Origin of the sequence: Streptomyces sp. XD-27 (genome assembly GCF_030553055.1) — a bacterium.
In the GTDB taxonomy this organism is placed as follows: Bacteria; Actinomycetota; Actinomycetes; order Streptomycetales; family Streptomycetaceae; genus Streptomyces.
On sequence record NZ_CP130713.1, the window covers coordinates 172,659 to 193,221 of the forward strand.

The 20,563-nt window shown below is 76.3% G+C and carries 3 protein-coding genes and 1 pseudogene; all 4 read left to right on the forward strand.

The window, feature by feature from the left end; translation table 11 throughout:
• Positions 1-18 precede the first annotated feature (18 nt).
• Positions 19-5,571, forward strand: a pseudogene (locus Q3Y56_RS00665) (type I polyketide synthase); the annotation flags it as partial.
• A gap of 122 nt (positions 5,572-5,693) precedes the next feature.
• Positions 5,694-10,112, forward strand: coding sequence for a type I polyketide synthase (locus tag Q3Y56_RS00670; protein WP_304460049.1), 4,419 nt, complete (start codon positions 5,694-5,696; stop codon positions 10,110-10,112).
• A gap of 68 nt (positions 10,113-10,180) precedes the next feature.
• Entirely contained in the window at positions 10,181-13,957 is a 3,777-nt protein-coding gene (locus Q3Y56_RS00675) for a type I polyketide synthase (RefSeq protein ID WP_304465424.1), read from the forward strand.
• A 36-nt stretch (positions 13,958-13,993) separates the two neighbouring features.
• Positions 13,994-20,551 carry a type I polyketide synthase gene (locus tag Q3Y56_RS00680; RefSeq protein ID WP_304460050.1) on the forward strand — a complete coding sequence of 2,186 codons (6,558 nt, stop codon included), beginning with the start codon at positions 13,994-13,996 and terminating at the stop codon, positions 20,549-20,551.
• Positions 20,552-20,563 lie beyond the last annotated feature (12 nt).

The following is a 20,563-nucleotide window of genomic DNA, read 5'->3' on the forward strand; positions in this document are numbered from 1 at the left end:
TTGACACCCCCCGCAGCGATGCAGGGCTTGTCGGGAACCCATAGCCGTCGTCGGGATGTCCTGCCGCTTCCCCGGCGCCCCCGACCCCGAGGCGTACTGGCAGGTGCTCATGGGCGGCGCACAAGCTGTCGCCGATGTGCCCGCCGCGCGCGCCGACAGGGGGCCCGGTGCACACAGCGGCACGGCCGGCAAGGGTGCCTTCCTCGACGGAATCGACCGCTTCGACCCGGGGTTCTTCGGCATCGCGCCGCGCGAGGCCGCGTTGACGGACCCGCGCCGGCGGCTCGTCCTCGAACTCGGCTGGGAGGCCCTGGAGCACGCGGGCATCGTCCCGGCGAGCCTCCAGGGCGGCGACACCGGCGTCTTCCTCGGCGCGACGACCGGCGACCACGCCGACCTCGCGCACCGCGCGTCCGGCGGCTCCGGCCCCACGCACCCCTCCATGACCGGCCTGGACCGCGGCCTCCTCGCCGAACGCGTCTCCGACGTCCTCGGCCTGCGCGGCCCGAGCCTGACCGTCGACGCCGGGCATGCCTCCTCGCTCGTGGCCGTGCACATGGCGTGCCGGTCGCTGCGCGGCGGCGAAGCCGCCATCGCGCTCGCGGGCGGCGTCGAGCTGCACCTCGCGCCGGAGGAGAGCGCCGTCGCGGAGCAGTCCGGCGGCCCGTCCCCCGACGGCCGGTGCGCCACGTACGACGCCAACGCCTGCGTACGCGGCGAGGGCGGCGCGGTCGTCGTCCTCAAGACGCTCGCGCGCGCCCTCGCGGACGGCGACCGCGTGCACGCCGTGCTGCGCGGCAGTGCCGTCGACGACGACGGCGCGGGCCTCACGGTCCCGCGCGAGGACGCCCAGCGCGCCCTGCTGCGACGCGCCTACGAACGGGCCGGGACCGACCCCGCCAAGGTCGGCTACGTCGAACTGCACGGCACCGGCACACCGGTGGGCGACCCGGCCGAGGCCGCCGCCCTCGGCGCGGTGCTCGGCGCCGCCCGGCCCGCCGGTGAGCCGCTGCTCGTCGGCTCCGCCAAGACCACCATCGGACACCTGGGCGCCGCATCGGGTATCGCAGGGCTCCTCAAGGTCGTCCTGTCACTCACCCACGACCGGCTGCCGCCGAGCCGCGACTTCGCGTGCCCGCACCCCCGTACCCCGCCGGCCGAGCTGAACCTGCGCGTGCAGGACACGGTGGGCGACTGGCCGGACGGCGAACGGCTCGCCGGCGTCTCGTCGTCCAGCGACGACGGCACCGACTGCCACGTCGTGGTGGCCGCGGCGACGGAGCGCGGAGACGGCACCCGTGACGCGACCGAGGCGAGCGCCACCACCATGCTGCGCGGCGGCGCCCTGCCGTGGCTGATCTCCGGCAGCACCGCCGCCGCCGTGCGCGCCCAGGCCGAGCGGCTGCTCGCCCACGTCACCGCCAACCCCGCGTCCGATGCCGATCTGGGTCTCTCCCTGGCCACCACGCGCACCGCGTTCACGTACCGCGCGGTCGTCCTCGGCGCCGACCGCGCGGAGCTCACCGCCGAGCTGACCTCGCTCGCCGCGGGCCGCCGCACGGCCGCGCAGATCAGCGGGACCGCGAGGCCGCGCGAGCGCACCGTGTTCGTCTTCCCCGGCCAGGGCCCGCAATGGACCGGCATGGCGGGCGACCTGCTCGACGCCTCCGACGTGTTCCGCGCCCGTATCGAGGAGTGCGCGGCCGCGCTCGCGCCGCACATCGACTGGGACCTGGAGGCCGTCCTCCGCGACGCGCCCGGCGCACCCTCTCTGGATCGCGAGGACGTCGTCCAGCCCGCGCTGTTCGCCGTCATGGTGTCCCTCGCCGCCCTGTGGCAGTCCTTCGGCGTCGAGCCCGCCGCCGTCGTCGGGCACAGCAACGGCGAGATCAGCGCCGCCGTGGTCTCCGGCGCCCTGTCCCTGGCGGACGGGGCGCGCGTCGTGGCGTTATGGAGCAAGGCGATGCTGCCCGTCGTCGGCGAGGGCACGATGCTCTCGGTGCCGCTGCCCGTCGCCGAGGTCACGCCGCGCCTGGCCGCCTGGGAGGGCCGCCTCTTCGTCTCCACCATCAACGGGCCGCGCATGTTCACGGTGTCCGGTGACGTCGAGGCCATCGAGGCCCTGCAGGCCGAGCTGGTCGCCGAGGGCGTACAGGCCCGGCGCATCCGGATCGACCTGGCGCCGCACTGCGAGCGGATGGAGGTACTGCGCGAGGAGATCCTCGGCCTCCTGGAGCCGATCCGGCCGCGCACGCCGACGCTGCCGATGTACTCGACCATCACCGGCGAGCTCGTCGACGGTCCGGTCCTCGACGGCATGTACTGGATGAGCAACCTCAGCGGCACCGTCGACTTCGAGCGCACCGTCCGCGCGCTGGCCACCGGCCACGACGCGTTCGTCGAGATCTCCCCGCACCCGGTGCTCGGCATGGCGCTCCAGCAGATCGTGGAGGACACCGGCTCGGACGCCGCCGTCGTCGCCACGCTGCGCCGCGGCGAGGACGGGCCGCGCCGGTTTCTGACCTCCGTCGCCGAACTGCACGCCGCGGGCGTGGCGGTGGACTGGCGCCCGGCGTTCCCCCCGGACGCGTCGGTCGTGGAGCTGCCGACGTACGCGTTCCAGCGCCGCGGCCACTGGCCGGAGGGCGCCGCCGCCCCGGTCCCGGACGACGACGCCGAGGGCGCGGCCTCCGCCGGGCCGGGCGCCGTGCGCGTACCGGCCGCGCCCGCCCACCGGCACGACGGCCACGACGAGACCGACGATCACGACGCGTCGGGCCTGCGCGGCCTGGACCGCGAGGAGACCCTCGCCCGGGTCCTGGACCTGGTGCGCGCGGAGGCGGCCCTCGTACTCGGCCGCGACGGCGGCGGGGACATCGACCCCGAGGGCGCCTTCATCGACCTCGGTTTCGAGTCCGTGACGGCCGTGGAGATGCGCAACCGCCTGGTCGCCGCGACCGGCCTGAAGCTGCCCGCGACGCTCCTGTTCGACCACCCGACCCCGCAGACGCTCGCCGAGCGCATCGCCGACGAGCTGGCCGGGCCCACCGCCCCGCGGGCCGGTGCCCGCAAGGTCAGGTCCCGGGAGGCGGACGACGACCCGATCGCGATCGTCGCCATGGCCTGCCGCTTCCCCGGCGACGTGGCCTCGCCCGAGGACCTGTGGCGGCTGGTCCTGGACGAGAAGGACGCCGTCTCGCCCTTCCCGACGAACCGCGGCTGGCCGCTGGACGCCCTGTTCGACGCCGACCCGGACCGCGCGGGCCGCTCCTACGTCCGCGAGGGCGGATTCCTGCACGACGCCGACCTGTTCGACGCCGAGTTCTTCGGCATCAGCCCCGCGAGGCCACGGGCATGGACCCGCAGCAGCGGCTGATCCTGGAGACGGTGTGGGAGACCGTCGAGCGCTCCGGCGTCGACCCCGCGAGCCTGCACGGCAGCGGCACCGGCGTGTACGTCGGCGCCATCAAGCAGGACTACGGCCCGCGCCTGGACGCCGCCGACGAGACGGCGAGCGGCTACCTGATCACCGGCAACTTCACCAGCGTCGTCTCGGGCCGCGCCTCGTACACCTTCGGGCTCCAGGGACCCGCCGTCACCGTCGACACCGCGTGTTCCTCCTCGCTCGTGGCCGTGCACATGGCCGCGCGGGCGCTGCGCGACGGCGAGTGCGACCTGGCGTTCGCCGGCGGAGTGACCGTGATGTCGAGCCCCGGCCTGTTCATGGAGTTCAGCCGCCAGCGGGGCCTCGCCCCCGACGGGCGCTGCAAGGCGTTCGCGGACTCCGCGGACGGCACCGGCTGGGCCGAGGGCGCGGGCATGCTCATGCTGGAGCGGCTCTCCGACGCGCGCCGGGCCGGCCACCAGGTCCTCGCCCTGGTCCGCGGGTCGGCGCTCAGCCAGGACGGCGCGAGCAACGGCCTCTCCGCCCCCAACGGCCCCTCCCAGGAGCGGGTCGTCCTCGACGCGCTCGCCGGGGCCGGCCTGTCCGTCACGGACGTGGACGCGGTCGAGGCGCACGGCACCGGAACCAGGCTGGGCGACCCCATCGAGGCACAGGCGCTGCTCGCCACGTACGGGCAGCGGGACGCCGGACAGCCGCTGTACCTGGGCTCGTTGAAGTCCAACATCGGCCACGCGCAGGCCGCCGCGGGCGTCGGCGGCCTGATCAAGATGGTGATGGCGATGCGGCACGGCGTGCTGCCGCGCACCCTGCACGTCGACGAGCCGACGCGCCACGTCGACTGGACCGCGGGCGCGGTGTCCCTCCTGACCGAGGCGCGCCCCTGGCCCGCGACGGGCCGGCCGCGCCGCGCGGGCGTCTCGTCGTTCGGCATCAGCGGCACCAACGCCCACGTGATCGTGGAGCAGGCGCCCGCCGAGGGCACCGCGGTCGCCGAGCGCACCCCCGAGCCCACGCCCGTACCCGCCACGCCGTGGCTGCTGTCCGGGCGCACCGAGAGCGCGCTGCGCGCGCAGGCGGTGCGCCTGCGGGACTTCGTGGCGGACCGGCCCGAGCTCGAACTCTCCGACGTCGGCCGGTCGTTGCTGTCCTCGCGCACCCTGTTCGCGCACACCGCGGCGGTGGTCGGCGAGGACCGCGACGGCTTCCTGCGGGGCCTTTCCGCACTCGCCGCGGGCGAGTCGTCCGCCGATGTCCTGCGGGGCCCGGCGACGCCGCCCACCAAGGCCGTCACGGGCCGCGCCCACAAGGGCAGGACGGCGTTCCTGTTCACCGGCCAGGGCAGCCAGCGCCCGGGCATGGGGCGGGAGCTGTACGAGACGTCCGCGCCGTTCGCCGCCGCGTTCGACGCCGTGTGCGCGCGGCTCGACACGCACCTGCCGCACCCGTTGAAGGACGTGGTGTTCGCGGCCGAGGGGTCCGAAGCGGCCGCGCTGCTGCACCGGACGCGGTACGCCCAGGCGGCGCTGTTCGCCGTCGAGGTCGCGCTGTTCCGGCTCGTGGAGCACTGCGGTGCGACACCCGACTTCCTCCTCGGCCACTCGGTGGGCGAGCTCGCCGCCGCGCACGTGGCGGGGGTGCTCGGCCTGGCGGACGCCTGCGCCCTGGTCGCCGCGCGCGGCCGCCTCATGCAGGCCGCGCGGGCCGGTGGCGCGATGGTCGCCGTCGAGGCCGACGAGGACGAGATCCGTGAGTCCCTCGCGCCGTACGCGGGCCGCCTGGATGTCGCCGCCGTCAACGGCCCGCGCGCCGTCGTCGTGACCGGCGACGAGGACGCCGCCACCGCGCTGGCGGCGGCCTGGAAGGACCAGGGCCGCCGCACCTCGCGCCTGAAGGTCGGCCACGCCTTCCACTCGCACCACATGGACGGCGTGCTCGACGAGTTCCGCGCGGTCGCGGCGGGCCTGACGTACGCCGCCCCGCGCATCCCGGTCGTGTCCAACCTGACCGGCGCCGTCGCCACCGCCGCCGAGCTCGCGTCACCCGACTATTGGACGCGCCACCTGCGCGGCACCGTGCGCTTCCGCGACGGGGTGCGGGTGCTCCAGGACGCGGGTGTCACCGCGTACGTGGAGCTCGGTCCCGACGCCGTGCTCGCCGCGATGGTGCGCGGCTGCCTCGGCGAGGAGCAAGCGGAGGCCGCCGCGCCCGTCGCGGTGCTGCGCAGGGCCGCCCGGAGGCGCACACGGTCGCCGCCGCGCTCGGCCACGCCGCGCTGCGCGGCGCCACCTTGGACCCGGCGCGGCTCTTCCCCGGGGCGCGCCGCGTCGACCTGCCGACGTACGCCTTCCAGCGGCAGCGCTACTGGCTCGACGCGCCCGCCCGGGCGACCGACGCGGCATCGCTCGGCCTGACGTCCGCCGACCACCCGCTGCTCGGCGGCATGACGCGCCTCGCCGACGCGGCGGACGGCGACGGCCTGCTCCTGACGGGGCGCCTCTCGCTGCGCAGCCACCCCTGGCTCGCCGACCACGTCATCGCCGAGGCGGCGCTGCTTCCGGGCACCGCGATGGTGGAGCTCGCGGTGGCCGCGGGCGACCGGCTCGGCTGCGACCGGCTGCGCGAACTGGTCCTGGAGGCGCCGCTGGCCGTGCCCGAGGACGGGGCGGTGCGCCTCCAGGTGACCGTCGGCGCGGCCGACGGCTCCGGCGAGCTGCCCGTCGCGATCCACTCCCGCCGGGAGCCGGTCACGGACGACGCCCCGTGGGACGAGGGCGAGTGGACCCGGCACGCGTCCGGTGTGCTCGCCACAGGCGGCGCGGAGCCGTCCGCGGCCGCGGAGACGTGGCCGCCGCGGGGCGCGCGGAAGCTGGACACGGACGGTCTGTACGCGCGCCTGACCGGCCTCGGCTACACGTACGGCCCGGCCTTCCAGGGGCTGGTCACCGCCTGGCAGGCGGGCGACGAGCGGTACGCGGAGGTGGCGCTGCCCCCGGACCGGCACGCGGACGCCGCCGGATACGGCGTGCACCCGGCGCTGCTCGACGCGGCCCTGCACGCGCTGCTGCTCCCCGACGGCGACGACGGTGACGGAGACGACGGCGGCGGCAGTGACGGGGACGGCGGCGACGACACGGCCGCGCTGCGGCTCCCGTTCTCCTTCGGCGGCGTCACGCTGCACGCGTCCGGCGCCACGGCGCTGCGCGTGCGGCTGTCCCCGAAGGGCCGCGACGGCGCCGCCCTGACCGCCACCACGCCCGGCGGCGACCCGGTGCTGTCCGCCGAGTCGGTGGTCCTGCGGGCGCTGCCCGCCGACCGGCTCGCGCGGGGCGCCGCCGCGCACCACGACGGCCTGTACCGCTACGGCTGCACGCCGTTCCAGGTCGCCGACGACACCGCCGTGCCGGGGCGGCGTTGGGCCGTGCTCGGCGCCGACTCGCTCGGCCTCGTGGCCGCGCTCGGCTCCCGTGGCGTCCACGGTGCGGCATACGAGAACGACGCGGACCCGGCGGCGCTGCTGGATGCGGATGGCGCGGCTCCCGACGTCGTGGTGCTCACCCCGTCCGAGCCGGGCGCGGACCCCGCGGGCGGCGCGCACATCGCCGCCGCCCGCGCCCTGGCCGTGGTGCGGAGCGCTGTGACCGACGAGCGGTTCGCCGCGAGCAGGGTGCTGCTCGTCACGCGCGGCGCGCTCGCCGCGCTGCCCGGCGAGGGCGTGCGGGACCTGCCGGGCGCCGCGGCGCGCGGCCTGGTCCGCACCGCCCGCAGCGAACACCCGGGCCGCTTCGCGCTGGTGGACATCGACGGCTCCGACGGCGCCGCGCTGTCCGAGCGGGCCCTCACGGCCGTCTTCGCGGCCGTCTCCGACGGCCTCGAACTCGCCGTACGCGACACGGAGGTGTACGCGCCGCGGCTGGCGCCCGCCCCCGTGGCCACCCCCGCCGCGGCCGACAGCACGACCGACGGCGCCGACGCCGTCCTCGACCCGGACGGCACCGTCCTGATCACCGGCGGCACCGGCGCGCTCGGCCGGATCTTCGCCGAGCACGTCGTCGCCCGGCACGGCGTCAAGCGCCTGATCCTGGTCGGCCGCCGGGGCCGCGCCGCCCCGGGAGCCGACGAACTGGCCGCCAGGTTGGCCAAGTTGGGCGCCGACGTCACTGTTGCCGCGTGCGACGTGGCCGACCGCGCCGCGCTCGCCGAGCTGCTCGCCACCGTGCCCGCCGCGCACCCGCTGACCGCCGTGGTCCACACGGCGGGTGTCCTCGCCGACGCCACGCTGCGGAACCTCACGCCCGACGGTGTGTCCGCGGTGCTGCGGCCGAAGGCGGACGCGGCCTGGAACCTGCACGAGCTGACGGCCGGTGCGCCGCTGAAGGCGTTCGTCCTGTTCTCCTCGGTCGCGGGCCTCATCGGCAACGCCGGTCAGGGCAACTATGCCGCCGCCAACGTCTTCCTGGACACCCTCGCCCAGTACCGGCGCGCCCAGGGGCTGCCCGCCACCTCCCTCGCGTGGGGCCTGTGGGGCCGTGAGAACACCGACGGCATGGCGGGCACGCTGTCCGATGCCGACCTGGCGCGGTGGCGGCGGGCCGGGCTCGCACCGATCACCGCCGCGCGCGGCACGCGGATGTTCGACGCGGCCCTCACCACCGGCGAACCGGTGCTGCTCGCGGCCGCGTTGGATCTGGAGACACTGCGTGACCCGGACCGAGCGGAGTCGGCCCCGGTGCTCCTGCGCGGCCTGGTGCGCACCACGCGCCGCCGCGTGAGCGCCGCGGCGGCCCCGGCGGCGAGCGGCTCGTCGTGGGCGAGCGCCACGGCGGCGCTGCCCGAGGCCGAGCGGCGCCGCGGCGTCACGGACCTGGTCCGCTCGACGGTGGCCGCCGTGCTCGGGCTCACGGGTCCCGCCGCCGTCGCCTCCGGCGCCGCGTTCACCGACCTCGGCATGGACTCCCTGACGGCGCTCGAACTGCGCAGCCGCCTCGGGGCGGTGACCGGCGTCGAACTGGCGGCCACGCTGGTCTTCGACCACCCGTCGCCCGAGGCGCTCGTCCGCCACCTGCTGGCGGAGGTCGCCAAGGAGACCGACGGCGAGCAGCGCGAGGAGCACGGTCCCGCCGTCGCCGCGGTACCGGAAGACGACCCGGTCGTCATCGTCGGCATGGCCTGCCGCTACCCCGGCGACATCCGGACCCCCGAGGACCTGTGGCGCCTGGTCGAGACCGGCACCGACGCGATCGGCCCGTTCCCGGAGAACCGCGGCTGGGACGTCGAGAACCTCTACGACCCCGACCCGGACCGGCTGGGCACGTCCTCCACGCAGCACGGCGGGTTCCTGTACGACGCCGACCGGTTCGACCCGGAGTTCTTCGGCATCAGCCCGCGTGAGGCGCACGCGATCGACCCGCAGCAGCGGCTGCTCCTGGAGACCGGCTGGGAGGCCGTGGAGAGCGCGGGCATCGCCCCGACCTCGCTGCGCGGCACCCGCACCGGCGTGTTCAGCGGCGTGATGTACAGCGACTACATCTCACGCCTCACCAGCACGCCTGACGACGTGGAGGCGTCCCGGTTCGTCGGGAGCTCCCCCAGCGTGGCCTCCGGCCGCGTGGCCTACACCTTCGGCCTCCAGGGCCCGGCGGTCACCGTCGACACGGCCTGCTCGTCGTCCCTGGTCGCGCTGCACCAGGCCGCGCAGGCGCTGCGCGGCGGCGAGTGCGACCTGGCGCTCGCGGGCGGCGTGACGATCATGTCGTCGCCCGGCACGTTCCTGGAGTACAGCCGGCGGCGCGGGCTGTCCGTGGACGGGCGCTGCAAGTCGTTCGCGGAGAGCGCGGACGGCGTCGGCTGGAGCGAGGGCGTGGGCGTCCTGCTCCTGGAGCGGCTCTCCGACGCCCACCGCAACGGCCACGAGGTCCTCGCGGTCGTACGCGGCTCGGCGGTCAACCACGGCGGCGCCACCAACGGCCTCACCGCGCCGCACGGCCCCGCGCAGGAGCGGGTCATCCGTGACGCGCTGGCCGTCGCCGGTCTCGCGGCCGCCGACGTCGACGCCGTCGAGGCGCACGGCACGGGCACCGAGCTCGGCGACCCGATCGAGGCGCGGGCCGTCATCGCCACGTACGGCCAGGACCGCGCCGCGGACAGGCCGCTGTACCTGGGCTCTTTGAAGTCCAACATCGGGCACGCGCAGGCGGCGTCCGGGGTCGGCGGCGTCATCAAGATGGTCATGGCGATGAAGCACGGCGTCCTGCCGCGCACCCTGCACATCGACGAGCCGACGCGCCACGTCGACTGGACCGCGGGCGCGGTGTCGCTCCTGACCGAGGCCACGGCCTGGCCGGAGCTCGACCGGCCGCGCCGCGCCGCGGTGTCGTCGTTCGGCGTCAGCGGCACCAACGCGCACGTGATCCTGGAGCAGGCCCCGAGGCCCCCCGCGTCGCGGCCGCCGTCGGCGAGGAGACCGGCCCCGGCGTGGTGCCGTGGGTGGTCTCCGGCGCGACCCCGGCCGCGCTGCGCGCCCAGGCCGAGCGGCTGCGCGATCACGTCGCCGAACGGCCGGAGCTCGCGCCGCTCGACGTCGCGGCCTCGCTGGTGCGGACCCGGTCGGCCCTGGAGCACCGGGCCGTGGTGGTCGGCGCCGACCGGGACGAACTGCTCGCCGGGCTCGACGCGGTCGGCCGGGGCGCGCAGACCCCGCTGTCGGTGACGGGCAAGGCCCGGCAGGCCGGTGACGCGGTGTTCGTCTTCCCCGGCCTCGACGCCCACTGGGCGGGCATGGCACGGGAGTTGACGGAGTCGGCGCCGGATTTCGCCGCGCGGTTCGAGGAGTGCCTGGCGGCGCTCGCACCCTACGTCGACTGGGACGCGGCGGCGGAGCTCCAGGGGCCGTTGGACCGGACCGAGGTGGCGCAGCCGCTGACGTGGGCGGTGTCGGTGGCCCTCGCGCGGCTGTGGCGGGCACATGGCGTCGAGCCCGCGGCCGTCGTCGGCCACGGCGCGGGTGAGCTCGCGGCGGCCACCGTGGCGGGCGCCCTGTCCGTCGAGGACGCGGCGCGGGTCGTCGCGCTGCGCGCCCGGACGGTCGCCGCGCACCTGTCCGGCACGGGCGGCATGGTCGCGCTCGGTCTGCCGCGCGCCGCCGTCGAGGCCCGGATCGCCGCGTACGGCGGCCGGATCGCCGTCGCGGCGGTCGACAGCCCTGCGCACACGGTGGTCGCCGGCGAGCCCGCGGCCCTGGACGAGTTGCTCGCGGCCTGCGCGGCGCAGGACATCACGGCGCGCCGTGTCGCGGTCGACCACGCCCCGCACACCGCGGCGGCCGACGCCGTCGCGGCGGAACTCCTCGACGCGCTGGGCGAGATCACGCCGCGGCCCGCGCAGGTGCCGTGGTACTCGACGGTGACCGGCGAGGCCGTCGGCCCGGCCGGGCCCGACGCCGCGTACTGGGTGCGCAACCTGCGGGAGCCGGTCGCGTTCCAGTCGGTGATCGACCATCTCGTCGGCCTCGGCCACCCTACGTTCGTGGAGGCGGCGCCGCACCCGGTCCTGACGCCCGCGATCGCCGAGACCGCCGCGCGGGCGGGCCGGCGCGACGTGGCGGCCATCGGGACGCTGCGCCGCGGCGAGGGCGGCGTCGGCCGGTTCGCGCTCGCGCTCGGCGAGGCCCACGTGCACGGCGCCGCGGTCGACTGGAGCGCGTTCCTCGGCGGCGGGCGCACCGTGGCGCTGCCCACGTACGCCTACCAGCGCGACAGCTACTGGCTGACCGCGCCGACCACCGCGCCCGCGCCGGACACCACCGGCCACCCGCTGCTCGGCCAGGCCGTCGAACTGGCCGGAGGCCAGGGCTGGCTGTTCACCGGCGAGGTCGACCCGAACGCCCACCGGTGGCTCCTGGACCACACGCTGGTGGGCCAGCCGCTGCTGCCCGGCCCCGCCGTCGCGGAGCTCGCCCTGTACGCGGGCCGCACGTCCGGCGCGGAACGCGTCAGGAACCTCACTCTGGAGCAGCCGCTGCTGCTCACCGAACCCGTGGACCTCCAGCTCCTGGTGGGCCCCGCGGACACCGACGGATCGCGCGCCTTCACCGTCCACTCGCGGCCCGCGGCCGCGTCCAAGGAGGACTGGAAGCGCCACGCCGCCGGCGTCCTGGAGGAGGCCGGGTCCGGGGCGAGCGCGGATCCCGACGGCTCGGCCGAGCTCACGCTGTGGCCGCCGCGGGGCGCGACGCCGGTGCCCGTCGACCGGCTCTACACCGAACTGGCCAGGATCGGCTACGAGTACGGGCCGGCCTTCCAGGGCCTGAGCGCCGTCTGGCGCGCCGGCGGCGACCTGTACGCCGAGGTCACCCTGCCCGCGGAGGCGCACGGGCGCGGCCGCGGCTTCCAGCTGCACCCGGCCGCCCTGGACGCCGCCCTGCACGCCCTGGCCGGCGGGGCCAGGGGGGAGGGCAGCCGCAGGGTCGTGCCGTGCGCCTGGAGCGGCCTGGCTCTCCACTCCCCCGGCGCGACCGCGCTGCGCGTCCGTATCCGTCAACGCGCGAAGGACACCTGCTCCGTGCACATCGCCGACGAGAACGGCACGCCGGTTCTCGACGCCAAGGCCCTCACGGTGGGCGAGGTTCCGGCCGAGACGCTGGCGTCGGCCGCGTCCGCCACCTCGGCCGACAGGGCCGCGCTGTTCGCCCTGGAGTGGACCGAGCGGGACGTGTCGAAGGCGGTCCCGACGGGCCCGTGGGCGGTCGTGGGCGCCGACGCCGCCGACCTGGCGAGCGTGATCCGTGCCGCGGGTGTCGCGGTCGACGCCCATCCCGACCTGGCCGGACTGCGCGCGGCACTCGACGGCGGTGCCCCGGCGCCCGCCGTCGTCGTCGCCACCTCACTCGGCGGGAGCGCCGCACCCAGCGCGCCCGCCCCCGGCGAGTCCGCCACCAGCGGGCCCGCCACGGCCGGTGGGTCCACCGAACCCGGTGGACCCACCGGGGCGCCGATCGCCGCCGCCCGCGCGGCGCTCGGGCTCGCCCAGGGCCTGCTCGCCGACGCCCGTCTGGACGGCACCCGGCTCGCCCTGGTGACCGAGCGCGCCGTCGCGGTCGCCGAAGGCGAGCACGTGCGCCTCGCCGGGGCACCGGTGTGGGGCCTCATCCGCACCGCGCAGACGGAGAACCCCGGCCGCTTCACCCTGGTCGACACCGACGGCCGCCCCGAGTCCGCGCACGGCGTCGTGCAGGCGGTGGCCTCCCCCGAGCCCCAACTGGCGCTGCGCGCCGGGCGGGTGAGCGCTCCGGGCCTGCGCACGCACGAGGCGCGGACGGACGCCCCGGCGGCCTTCGACGAGCACAGCCACGTCCTGGTCACCGGCGGCCTCGGCGCCCTGGGCCGGCTCCTGTCCCGGCACCTCGTGGACGCGTACGGCGTGCGCCGCCTGCTGCTCACCGGCCGCCGCGGCCTTCGGACGCCGGGTGCCGCCGAGTTCGTGGCCGAACTGCGGGCCACGGGCGCCGAGGTGACGGTCGCGGCCTGCGACACCGCCGACCGCGACGCTCTCGCCGCCGTCCTCGATGCCGTGCCGGACACCCATCCGCTGACCGGCGTGGTGCACGCGGCGGGCGTCCTCGACGACGCGCTGTTCGGCGCCCTGACGCCGGACCACCTGGACCGGGTGATGCGCCCCAAGGCCGCGGGCGCCGCGCTGCTCCACGAGCTCACACAGGACCTCGGGCTCACGGCGTTCGTCCTGTTCTCCTCGTTCGCCGGGACGCTCGGCACGCCCGGTCAGGGCGCCTACGCGGCGGCCAGCGCCTACCTGGACGGCCTCGCGCGGCAGCGCCGCGCGGAGGGGCGGCCCGCGCTGTCCCTCGCGTGGGGCCTGTGGGCGGACGGGTCCGCGACGACCGGCAACCTGAGCGAGGCCGACCTGCTGCGCCTGCGGCGCTCGGGCATCGGCTCGCTGTCCGCCGAGGCCGGGCTCGCCCTGTTCGACGCGGCGCTCGCCGACGGGGCTGCGTACCTCGCGGCCGTGGTGCTCGACCCGCGCGCCCTGGACGCGGCGACCGCTCCGGCGGTCCTGAAGGACCTCGCCCCGCGCCGGGCCGAGGCCGGGCCCGTCGAGGACACCGCCGCGGCGCTGCGCGAGAAGCTGGCCCGCGCCCCCGAGCGCGAGCACCGCCACATCCTGCTCCGGACCGTGCGCACGCAGGTGGCCGCCGTCCTCGGCGAGCCGCAGGACGAGGTGGCGGCGGACCGCCGCTTCCAGGACCTCGGCCTCAGCTCGCTCACCGCGGTCGAGCTGCGCAACCGTCTGATCGCGGCGACGGGCGTCATGCTGCCGCCCACGCTGGTCTTCGACCACCCGACCCCGGGGGCGATCGCCGAGAGGCTGCTCACCGCGCTCGCCCCCGAACCGGCGGGCCGGCACGCACCGTCCGGGCAGGACGCGCCCGACCCGCGGAACGCCTTGCTGGGCGCCGACCTGGCCGAGAGCGAAAGCCTCCTTGACGAGATGGACACCGACGACTTGATCCGCCTGGCTCTAGGCGACAGCGAGTCCTGACACCGCCCGGCACAGGGACCTTTGGAGAGACACACGATGGCGCCCACATCACCCCAGCAAGTCGTCGACGCGTTGCGGGCCGCGCTGAAGGAGAACGAACGGCTCAAGGCCGCGGCTGCCCGCGCCCGGCAGCGCGACGAGGAGCCGATCGCGATCGTCGCGATGGCCTGCCGCTTCCCCGGCGGCGTCAGCTCGCCGCAGGAGCTGTGGCAGCTGGTCGTCGACGAGGTCGACGCGGTCGGCCCGTTCCCCACCGACCGCGGCTGGGACCTGGCGAACCTCTTCGACTCCGACCCCGACCACGCGGGCACCTCCTACGTCGAGCAGGGCGGATTCCTCTACGACGCCGCCCAGTTCGACCCCGAGTTCTTCGGCATCAGCCCGCGCGAGGCGCACGCCATCGACCCGCAGCAGCGGCTCCTGCTGGAGACCGCCTGGGAGGCGTTCGAGAACGCGGGCATCGACCCCGCGACGCTGCGCGGCAGCCGCACCGGCGTCTTCGTCGGCACCATGTACGACGACTACGCGGCGCGCCTGTCCCCCGCCCCGGAGGAGTACGAGGCGTACCTGACCATCGGCAGCGCCGGCAGCGTCGCCTCCGGCCGCCTGTCGTACACCTTCGGCCTCCAGGGCCCGGCGATCACCGTGGACACCGCGTGCTCGTCGTCGCTGGTGGCGCTGCACCTGGCGGTCGACGCGCTGCGCCGCGGCGAATGCTCGATGGCGCTCGCGGGCGGCGTGACGCTGATGGCGACCCCGAACTCCTTCGTGGAGTTCAGCCGCCAGCGCGGTCTGTCCCGCGACGGCCGCTGCAAGTCCTTCGCGGCGTCCGCCGACGGCACCGCGTGGGCCGAGGGCGCAGGCCTGCTGCTCGTCGAGCGCCTGTCGGACGCCCGGCGCCTCGGCCACCCCGTGCTCGCGGTGGTGCGCGGCTCGGCCGTCAACCAGGACGGCGCGAGCAACGGCCTCACCGCGCCCAACGGACCCGCCCAGGAAGCCCTGATCAGGCAGGCCCTGGCGGCCTCCGGCCTGACCGGCGCCGACGTCGACCTCGTGGAGGCCCACGGTACGGGCACCCCGCTCGGCGACCCGCTGGAGGCGGGCGCCCTCATCGCCACGTACGGCGCGGCCCGCACCGCGGACACCCCGCTGTACCTCGGCTCCCTGAAGTCGAACATCGGTCACGCGCAGGCGGCCGCCGGTGTCGGCGGTCTCATCAAGCTGACCCTCGCGCTGCAGCACGGCCTGATGCCCAAGACGCTGCACGTGGACGAGCCGAGCCCGGGCGTCGACTGGTCCGGCGGCACCCTGTCGCTGCTCACCGAGGCCAAGAGCTGGCCCGAGGTCGACCGGCCGCGCCGTGCCGCCGTGTCCTCCTTCGGCATCGGCGGCACCAACGCGCACATCATCCTGGAGCAGGCGCCCGAGCCCGAGGCCCCTACCGCCGAGGAGACCACGGCCCCGCTGCCCGCGGTCCCACTGGTCCTGTCCGCGAACTCCGAGACGGCGCTGCGCGCCCAGGCCGAACGCCTGCACCAGCACCTGACCACCGACGAAGCCACCGAGGCCGCGGGAGCCGCCGGGCCCGCTCAAGACCTCGCCTCGCTCGGCTTGTCGCTGGCCACCACGCGCCGCCACCTCACGCACCGCGCGGTGCTCCTCGCCACCGACCGCGAGGACCTGCTCCCGCGGCTGCGCGCGCTCGCCGACGGCACACCGGGCCCGGACGCCGTGCGCGGCAGGGCCGTCGAGGGCCGCACGGCGTTCCTGTTCGCCGGTCAGGGCTCCCAGCGCCCGCGGATGGGCGCGGAGGCGTACGCGGCGTTCCCCGCGTACGCCGAGGCCTTCGACGCCGTGTGCGCGGTCGTCGACCCGCATCTGGACCGGCCGCTGCGCGAGGTGGTGTGCGCCGCCGAGGGCACGCCCGAGGCCGACCTGCTGAACCGCACCGAATACACCCAGCCCGCCCTGTTCGCCGTCGAGGTGGCCCTGTTCCGTCTCTTCGAGTCGTGGGGGATCCGGCCGGACGCGGTCCTCGGGCACTCCGTGGGTGCCTTCGCGGCCGTCCACGCCGCCGGGGTGCTGTCGCTGGAGGACGCCGCGCAGCTGGCCGTCACGCGCGGCCGGATCATGCAGCGGCTCCCGGCGGGCGGCGCGATGGTGGCACTGCGCGCCTCCGAGGAGGAGGCCGTCGAGCTGCTCGCCGACTGCGCGGGTACGGTGTCGCTCGCCGCCGTCAACGGCCCGGCCGCGACGGTGCTCTCCGGTGAGAAGGAGGCCCTGGCGGCCGCCATCCGGCCGTTCGAGGAGGCGGGCGGCAAGGCGACCTGGCTGAAGGTCGGCCACGCCTTCCACTCGCCGCTGATGGAGCCCGCGCTCGAGGAGTTCCGCGCCCTCGCGGCGCGCCTGGAGTTCCGTTTCCCCGAGCTGACGGTGATCTCGGACCTGACCGGTCTGCCCGCCGAGCCCGACGAGCTGGCGGACCCGGACTACTGGGTGCGGCACATGCGCCGGACGGTCCGCTTCCAGGACGGCGTGCACAGCCTCGCCGAGGACGGCTGCACCCGCTTCCTGGAGATGGGCCCGTCCGGCGACCTCACGGCGATGGCCGCCGACTGCCTCGCCGCCGAGGGCTCCGCGCGCGCCGCGCACGAGCTGATCCCGGCCCTGCGCCGCCGCCACCCGGAGCCGGGGACGCTCCTGACCGCTCTCGCCCGCGCGCACGCCAGTGGTGCCGAGGCCGACTGGGCCGCGGTCTTCGCGGGCCAGGGCGCGCGCCGCGTCCCGCTGCCGACGTACGCCTTTCAGCACCGCCCGTACTGGCTGGACAGGCCCGCGGTCTCCGGTGACGTGCGCTCGGCGGGTCTGGCCGCGCTCGACCACCCAATGCTGACGGCCGTCGCCGAACTGCCGGAGCCCGCCGGCCTGCTGCTCACCGGCCGCCTCTCCCTGGCGACGCACCCGTGGCTGGCCGACCACAAGGTCGGCGGCCAGGTCCTGGTGCCGGGCACCGCGCTGCTCGACCTCGCGGCGTGCGCCGCGCGCGAGGCGGGCTACGACGTCGTGGAGGAGCTGCTGCTGGAGGCGCCCCTGGTCGTCCCCGAGGACCCCGAGAACGCCGAGATCCAGCTGCGGGTGTTCCTCGCGGCCCCGGACGCCACCGGCAGCCGTGCGGTGACCGTCCACTCGCGCCGGGAGGGCGACGACTCCGGTGCGTCGGCCCAGTGGCTGCGCAACGCGGGCGGCACCGTCGCCAAGGGCTCCGACACGGCGGCGGGCGCCGCCGCCGACCTCACGGTGTGGCCGCCGCGGGGCGCCGAGCCGCTGCCGGTCGACCCGGACGGCCTGTACGCCGACCTCGCCGCGCAGGGCCTCGTGTACGGCCCGGCCTTCCGCGGCGTCAAGGCGCTGTGGCAGCGCGGCGACGAGGTGTTCGCCGAGGTGGCCCTGCCGGACGACCGGCAGCCGGCCCCCGGCGCGTACCCGCTGCACCCGGCGCTGCTCGACGCGGCCCTGCACGCGTCGGCGCTCGGCGGCCTGACCGACACATCGGACGGCAGGACGCTGCTGCCGTACGCGTGGAACAACGCGCGCACGTTCGGCACCGCGGTGGCGTCGCTGCGCGTGCGGCTCGCCCCCGCGGGCGGGAACGCGATCTGCGTGGACGTGGCCGACGCCGCGGGCACGCCGGTGGCCGCCATCGGCTCGCTCGCTCTGCGCCCGGCCGCCGCAGCGTCCGCGAGCGACCGTGACGGCCTGTACGTGCCGTCGTGGGAGGCGCTGGCCGGGCTGCCCGCCGCCGGTGACACGGAGACCTGGGCGGTGCTCGGCGAGTTCGCCGACGAGGCGCTGCGCGGCATCGTCGACCGGGGATACGCCGACCGGACCGCTCTCGCCACCGCCCTGGACGAGGGCGAGGAGGCGCCGGAGGTCATCCTGCTGCCCGTCGCGGCGGGCCGCGCCGACGAGACGCCGGACCCGGCGGCCGTCCGCGAGTCCCTGCGCCACGTCCTGACATCCGCTCAGCTGGTCCTGTCCGACGACCGGCTCTCCACGACCCGCCTGGTGGCGATCACGCGCGGCGCCGTCGCCGTGGACGGCGAGCAGCCGACCGCACGGCTCGGCCTGCGCGCCGTGTGGGGTCTGCTGCGGTCGGCGTACGCCGAGCACCCGGGCCGCTTCGCGCTGCTCGACGAGGACGGCACGGCGGGCTCCCGCGCCGCGCTCACGGCCGCGGTCGCGGCAGCGGCCGATGAGCCGCAGCTGGCGCTGCGCGGCGGCACCGCCTACCGCCCGGCCCTGACCACGTCGGCGCCCGGCGGCACGCTGCGCCCGCCGCGAGACGAGCCGAACTGGTATCTGGACTACGTCGGCAAGTCGTCCTTCGCGAACCTGTCGTTCGAGCCGTGGCCGGAGGTCGCCGAGCCGCTGGAGGAGGGCCAGATCCGGCTGCGTCTGCGCGCGGCCGGGCTGAACTTCCGCGAGGCGCTGCTCGCGCTCGGCGTCATCCACGCCTCCGTCGACGTGAACGCGTCCGGCAGCGGCGGCGGCGGTGAGGGCGCGGGGGTCGTCGTCGAAGTCGGCCCCGGCGTCACGGGCCTGAAGCCCGGCGACCGCGTGATGGGGCTCATCAACGGCGTCGGCCCCAACACGGTCACCGATCACCGTCTGGTGTGCCGGATCCCCGACGGCTGGTCGTTCCAGCAGGCCGCCGCGGTCCCGGTGACCTATCTGACCGCGTACTACGGCCTGGTGGACCTGGCGCGTCTCGGCCGGGGCGAGTCGGTGCTCATCCACGCGGGCGCCGGCGGCGTCGGCACTGCGGCCGTCCAGATCGCCCGGCACCTGGGCGCCACGGTCTATGCGACGGCGAGCCGGGGCAAGTGGGACGCGCTGCGCGCCGCGGGCGTGGCCGACGAGCGCATCGCCTCCTCCCGGACGCTCGACTTCGAGCGGTCGTTCCTGGCGGCCTCCGGCGGCAAGGGCGTCGACGTCGTCCTGAACTCGCTCGCCGGTGAGTTCGCCGACGCGTCGCTGCGGCTGCTTCCGCGCGGCGGCCGGTTCCTGGAGATGGGCAAGACCGACCGGCGCGAGCCGGCCGAGGTGACCGCGCGGCACCCGGGCGTGGACTATCGCGCGTACGACGTGCGCGAGCCAGGCCCCGACCGCATCCAGGGGATGCTCCAGGAGCTTCTGGACCTGTTCGAGCAGGGCGGCCTGCAGGCTCCGCCGATCTCGGTGTGGGACATCCGCCGCGCCCCGGAGGCGTTCCGGTACCTGAGCGAGGCCCGGCACATCGGCAAGGTCGTCCTCGCCCTGGCCGACGCGGACGAGCCGTGGGACACCACGCGCGCCGCCCTGATCACCGGCGGGCTCGGCTGGCTCGGCCGGCTCGTCGCCCGGCATCTGGTGGCCGAGCACGGCGTGCGCAGCCTGGTCCTGATGGGCCGGGGCGCGCCGCAGGAGGACGCGCGGCGGGACATCGACGAGCTGCGCGCGCAGGGCGTGGACGTGCACGTCGTGGCCTGCGACGCGGCGGACCGGGACGCGCTCGCCGCGGCCCTGGACGGCCTGGCGGCGGACGGCGTGCGGCTCGGCAGCGTCGTGCACGCGGCCGGGGTCCTGGACGACGGCATCCTCGCGGACCTGACGCCGGAGAGCCTCGACCGGTCGCTGCGCCCGAAGGTGGATGCGGCGCTCAATCTGCACGAGCTCACCGAGCACCTGGGCCTGGACGCGTTCGTGCTGTTCTCCTCGCTCGCCGGGACCATGGGCTCGGCCGCGCAGGGCGGCTACGCCGCGGGCAACGCCTTCCTCGACGGCCTGGTCGAGTACCGGCGCTCGGTCGGCAGGCCCGGCGTCTCCATCGCGTGGGGCCTGTGGGAGGGCGTCGGCGGCATGGGCTCCGGGCTCACCGAGACCGACATCACGCGCATGGGCCGTATCGGTGTGGCGCCGCTGACGTCCGAGCAGGGCATCGCGCTGCTCGACGCGTCGGTGCGCCGGGACAGCGCGGTGACCGTGGCCGCCGCGTGGAATCTTCAGGGCCTGCGCGCCTCGGTCGCGAGCGGCAGCCCCGTCCCGCCGCTGCTGAAGAACCTGGTGCCCGCGCCGGCCGCCGCCAACGCGGCCCCGGCAGCGGCGGACCGGGCAGCGGCGGACCCGGCCCCCGCGCAGGGCCCGGCGACCGGTGACCGGCTCCTGGACACCGTCCTGGGTGAGGTCGCGGCCGTCCTCGGCCACGCCTCGGGCGCGGTCGTCGACCCGCACGGCCCCTTCAACCAGATCGGCTTCGACTCGCTGACCGCGGTGGAGCTGCGCAACCGGCTCGGCGCCACGACCGGCGTCAAGCTGCCCGCCACGTTCATCTACGACTGGCCGACCCCGGCGGAGCTCGTGGAGCACCTGAAGGCGGAGCAGGGATACGTTGAAGGAGCCGACGGCGCCGACGGCTCGGAGGCGAACGACGCCCAGGCCCTCCTGGACGAACTCACCGAGCTGGAGACGGTGTTCGCCGGCACCCGGCTCAGCGACACGGTGCGCGCCGCCGTGTCCGACCGGCTCGGCGTGCTCCTCGCCAAGCTGGGTTCCTGACCGAGAAACGAA

Bases quoted from the DNA above. Each gene is read 5' to 3' on its own strand.
- Q3Y56_RS00680 (WP_304460050.1), top strand. From the start codon at position 13,994: ATGGCGCCCACATCACCCCAGCAAGTCGTCGACGCGTTGCGGGCCGCG.
- Q3Y56_RS00675 (WP_304465424.1), top strand. From the start codon at position 10,181: ATGGCACGGGAGTTGACGGAGTCGGCGCCGGATTTCGCCGCGCGGTTC.